Genomic DNA, 5,437 nt, shown 5'->3' with positions numbered 1-5,437 from the left:
ATGATTAATGGGAACACTTATGATAAGGATATTAGAAAGTGGATTGAAAAAGCGAAGGCAACACGGAATATGGCACTGACGAACTTTGCATATGGTATTGAAAAAGACTGGGAGGCAGTACAGGCAGCTATTGATCTCCCCTTCAGTAATGGATTACTGGAGGGGACAGTGAATAAAATTAAAGCGCTAAAAAGGCAGATGTACAATAGGGCAGGAAGTAAACTACTGAGAGCCAAGATTCTTTATTCACAATAGAAGAAGTACCACCAAATTTGACGAAGAACCGATTTTTTCACTACACCATATCCGATGACCACTACTTCACTCAATTGGTTCTGATCCTCCTGCATTGTAATCTTCAAACTGGTATTCGTTCCCAGTTTAACCTCTTTAGTCACGTATCCGATATAAGAGAATGATAGTGTAGAGCCAACAGGAGCACTAATCGAGAACTTTCCGGAAATATCCGTTACGGTACCAGTTTGTGCATCTTTAAGAGTTACGTTGACACCGATGATAGGTTCATTGCTGTCGGCATCCATAACAGTACCCGAATACTGCTTTGCAACCTGTGCATAAGTAGATGTAACTGCTGCAAAAAGAAATAGTAGCAAGCAGCCAAGCGTTTTTCTTAGATTATCCATATACTTTTCATTTAGTTAGAATATAATAATATTAGATTTTTAGGAATTTTAGATACAAGTCAAGGCATTCAAAATGTTCCCAACATTACTCCGCCACCTCTTCATTCTACAGTTTTAGGATGTATTCATAGTAAATAGTCTTTTTTTTAAGGTTTAATACTATTCCGTATTTAGTGTCAACTATGCAAATATAGGTGCAAAGCGTGGAAATAGAGATCAAATAACATCCATAATTAGTCCGCTACTGTTCAAAAGGAGTATTCTGAATATCCTTTCGAGCTATCTAATGAGCTTTGTGGACAAAAGAAGATGAAATCTATTGTACAGTTTCATAACTTCTTTTATATTTGCTCTATCAAAAGAACATAACTATGTCAAAAGCACACGTACTAAAGAGGTATTCTTTTCTAATCTGGATATTATTCTTTGTTCTTTCTACAAAGGCTGAACAACAAGACTACTACTTCAGACAAATTTCTTTGGAACAGGGATTGTCACAATCAAGAGTGCAGTGCATTTACAGAGATCATTTAGGAGTCATATGGATAGGTACCAAATGGGGGTTAAATAGTTATGACCAATCTGAACTGAAAAGTTATTTTCATGACCGGGAGCAGCCAAACTCATTGCCCGACAATTTCATTCGTTTTATTACAGAGGATCGTTTAGGCGATTTATACGTTTCTACCAATAAAGGAATTGCCATCTACAATAAAGCAGAAAATCAATTTCAGCCATTGAAATATAACGGGAAGCCATTTAACGCTTGGTCTTATCTTCAAATAGGTGACAATTTCCTGTTTGGAGGAGAAGAAACTTTATACCAATACAATCTAATGGATAAAAGTATTACGACGATCTTCCCCGACATTGATGGAGACAAGTTAAAATGTATCAATCGCATCTTTCAGTGGAGTCCCGATGTGCTGATAACCAGCAGTAAAAAAGACGGGCTTTGGATGTACGACTTGACAAAAAAGAAAATGTATCGATGTCCATTTGTAAAAGAGCGCGAGATAAACACCATATTTGTTGACTCTCAAAACCGGCTTTGGGTATCATTCTATGGCAAAGGAATAGCCTGCTACTCGAAAGAGGGGAAAAGGCTTTTCAGTTTATCCACCAAAAATTCCGGGCTCAACAACGATATCATTTTTGATTTTCTTGAAAAAGACAACCAACTTTGGATAGCTACTGACGGAGGAGGTATCAACATACTTGACTTCCAGACTATGAAATTCTCTCATCTTAAACATATTTCCGATGATGAACAATCCTTGCCGAATAACTCTATCTACCGGCTTTATAAAGATCAGATGGACAATATATGGATAGGCAGTATACACGGAGGATTATTCGCCATTAAGAAAGTGTTCATCAAAACCTATAAAGATGTTCCACTGAACAATCCCAATGGAATTAGCGAACGTACCGTGGTTAGCATCTTTGAAGATAAGGATACATTGCTCTGGATTGGAACAGACGGAGGAGGTATCAACTCATTTGACCAAAAAACGAATACATTTCATCATTACCCTACTACATACGGGGAGAAAGTTACCTCTATCACAAATTTTTCTGAAAATGAGCTCTTATTATCATGTTTTAATAAAGGGGTATTTACCTTTAATAAGAGAACCGCACAGATGCAACCTTTTCCCATTATCAATGACTCTATTTCGAAAAGAGAATTTTCATCCGGTGATTTGGTAAATCTATATGCTACAAAAGATAATATTTACATATTAGGAGCAAAAGTCTATATCTACAACAAGCATACCCGGCAAACATCTATTCTCTACGCACCCCAAATAGACATTCAACGCCAAATAGCTATGCAGGCAATTTATTCCGACGATACGCATCTGTATCTAATGGGAACCAATAACCTGTTTAAACTAAACTTCAAAACCAACGAACTGTCTTCATTAGTCAATATGAAAGAGGGAGATGATTTCACATTGGCCTGCCGGGATGATAAAGGTAACTTTTGGATAGGAAGTAATTTCGGACTGCTCTTCTATAATAAACAGACTGGAAAAACAGAAAAAATACATACCAACTTGTTCAACAGTGTATCCAGCCTTGCCTATGATAAAAAAGGAAAAGTCTGGATAGGAGCACAGAACATGTTCTTTGCGTATATTATCAACGAAAAACGTTTTGTTATCCTGGACGAATCCGATGGAGTTCCTTCCAACGAATTGATATTTACCCCTATTCCTGCTCTTCGTACTCCCAATCTGTATATGGGAGGTACTATGGGACTGGTACGCATTAATACGGATATTATTTTCGAAAGCAATTCGTCTCCTATTCTCAAGCTACTTGAAGTAAAACTGAATGGTAAATCAACTCTGAAACAGGTTAATAATAACTGTATTTCGATTCCCTGGAATCATTCATCGTTCAACATTAAAGTGATTGCTGACGAAAAGAACTCCTTCCGAAAACACCTTTTCCGATATGTCATCACAGGAAAAGACAAAATGGTGATCGAGAGTTATCTCCAGACACTCGAATTGGGTACATTAGCATCAGGAGAATATACCATCAGCGTATCCTGCGACACCTCCAACGGTGAATGGAGCCAGCCGACAGAGATCTTAACTATTATAGTCTCACCTCCTTGGTGGAAATCTACCTGGTTTATTATACTATGCATTTTCTTTGCATTTCTAGTGGCAGGAATGGTCTTCTTTAGTTTGATAAGAAAAAAAGAAAATCGGCTGAAACGTGAGATGCGGGAACATGAGAAGAAGATATATGAAGAGAAAATACGCTTCTTAATCAATATCAGCCATGAGCTACGCACCCCTTTGACACTCATCTATGCTTCCCTGAAACGAATTCTCAATAAAGAGGTGAAGCAAGACGAGCTACCGGAATATCTACAGGGGGCATTCAAACAGGCGAATCAGATGAAAGATATTATCAACATTGTGCTTGATGCACGCAAAATGGAGGTAGGACAGGAAGTGCTACACATCTCTTCGCATCCTTTACACAAGTGGATACAGGAAGTGGCAGAAACATTTCAAACTGCATCTAAAGCCAAAGAAATTGAAATTACATACGACTTTGACGACAGTATACAATCTATCGCGTATGATGACACTAAATGCAAAGTTGTTCTTTCCAATCTGATTATGAATGCTTTGAAATATAGTCCTAATCAGACTCGTATTGTTATAAAAACCATCCGTACAAATGAAAGTATACAAATACACGTACAAGACCAGGGAATTGGATTGGATAATGTAGATATAAAGAAGCTCTTTACCCGTTTCTACCAAGGCAAACATAATGAGGGAGGAAGTGGTATCGGTTTATCTTATGCTAAAATGTTGATTGACTTACATGGAGGCAGGATGGGCGCTTTCAATAATAAAGACAGAGGGGCCACATTCTTTTATGAAATACCGGCTAATCTACAAGAACAAGAAGTATCATGTCCTCAACATTCCTACCTCAACGAACTTTTAAGTTCTCCGGAGGAAGAAGAGAAAATAGAATCCGGTTCTTTCTCTCTACAAGGATATTCACTGTTGATTGTAGAAGATAAACAGGACTTAAGAGAATTCTTAAAAAATGCTCTTAAGGATAAGTTCAAGAAGATCTATCAGGCAGAAAATGGATTGGTAGCGTTGGAAGTTATTAAGCAACAGCAACCGGACATTATAGTAAGTGATGTAATGATGCCACAAATGAATGGCTATCAGCTATGCAAGGAAATTAAAGAGAATCTGAATATTAGCCATATCCCTGTTATTCTACTTACCGCCAGAGCCGATTCTGAAAGCCAGATGTTAGGATACAAATTAGGAGCCGATGCCTATTTGCCCAAACCATTTGAAATGGAAATGCTCCTTAGCGTGATCCAGAACCAGATGAGAAATCGTGAATATATTAAATCCAGATACAGGGGCAATCAATTCATTCTGTCTCCGCAAGAGGCTACTTTCAGCAATGCGGATGAACAATTTATGATTAAATTGAATGAAATGATCGATCAGAATCTGTCTCAACCAGATCTGGACGTAAAATTCCTGACTGCTCAAATGGCTATGAGCCGGACATCCTTATATAATAAGATCAAGGAACTGACCGGCATGGGAGCAAACGATTATATCAATCGTAGAAGAATCGACAAAGCAATCATTCTTTTAACTCAGTCTGACATGAGCATTACTGAAATATCAGAGCAGGTAGGTTTCACTTATCAACGATATTTCAGTACGTTATTTAAAGAAATGAAAGGAATGACTCCTTCTCAATTCAGAGCACAACACGGTTGCACCCAACAACAATCAGAATAGATTCAGCACTTTAGTTTATCATTTATATAGAAATTATACTTCCCGGAACAGAGCGATTAAGATTTCCAGTGCAGATTTGGACGTTTCATGATTTGAAATGACTAAAATCTGATGAGTAGAATAAGGTATTCGACTACTTTTGCAGCAAGCAATTGATAGAAAACGAATACACTTAAATTCAATTATTATGAGAAACTACTATTTAGTCGCCCCTTAGAATGTGCTTTTACGCCTAATAATCAACATATTAATATATAAATTGCTTTGATATATCTGCAAGTTTTTGTATCTTTATGGTTGAAAACTTGCAGATTATTATGATAAACAAGACCACCCCTCAGCCCTCCTTGTTCAGCTCTTTGACAGACCAGCTGAATCCCAGGCATCCCTTATACCTGCTTGCCAATAAGATAGACTGGCGCCGTTTTGAAGAAGCTTTCTCCCCGCTATACTGTGCCGTCAACGGTCGTCCGG

2 protein-coding genes and 2 pseudogenes are annotated in these 5,437 nt (G+C 37.7%); 3 read left to right on the top strand and 1 reads right to left on the bottom strand.

Features of this window, described 5'->3' with window-relative positions:
- A partial coding sequence (locus tag HMPREF0106_RS0124275) for a transposase (RefSeq protein WP_009038925.1) occupies nucleotides 1-255 on the top strand: 255 nt, incomplete at its 5' end.
- Between the two features lie 29 nt (nucleotides 256-284).
- On the opposite strand, the pseudogene HMPREF0106_RS21670 reads toward HMPREF0106_RS0124275, so the two are convergent.
- Nucleotides 285-644: pseudogene (locus HMPREF0106_RS21670) on the bottom strand (carboxypeptidase-like regulatory domain-containing protein); the annotation flags it as partial.
- 371 nt (nucleotides 645-1,015) lie between these two features.
- Between HMPREF0106_RS21670 and HMPREF0106_RS21675 the strand changes: the two are divergent.
- Both HMPREF0106_RS21675 and HMPREF0106_RS26920 read left to right on the top strand, forming a co-directional pair.
- Nucleotides 1,016-4,963 carry a two-component regulator propeller domain-containing protein gene (locus HMPREF0106_RS21675; RefSeq protein ID WP_009038923.1) on the top strand — a complete coding sequence of 1,316 codons (3,948 nt, stop codon included), beginning with the start codon at nucleotides 1,016-1,018 and terminating at the stop codon, nucleotides 4,961-4,963.
- Nucleotides 4,964-5,280: 317 nt separating this feature from the next.
- Nucleotides 5,281-5,437: pseudogene (locus HMPREF0106_RS26920) on the top strand (IS5/IS1182 family transposase); the annotation flags it as partial.

Source organism: Bacteroides sp. D22 (genome assembly GCF_000163675.1).
Taxonomy (GTDB): Bacteria; Bacteroidota; Bacteroidia; order Bacteroidales; family Bacteroidaceae; genus Bacteroides; species Bacteroides xylanisolvens.
Note: the sequence above shows the minus strand (reverse complement) of the source record. Positions and strands in the feature narration are given on the sequence as shown.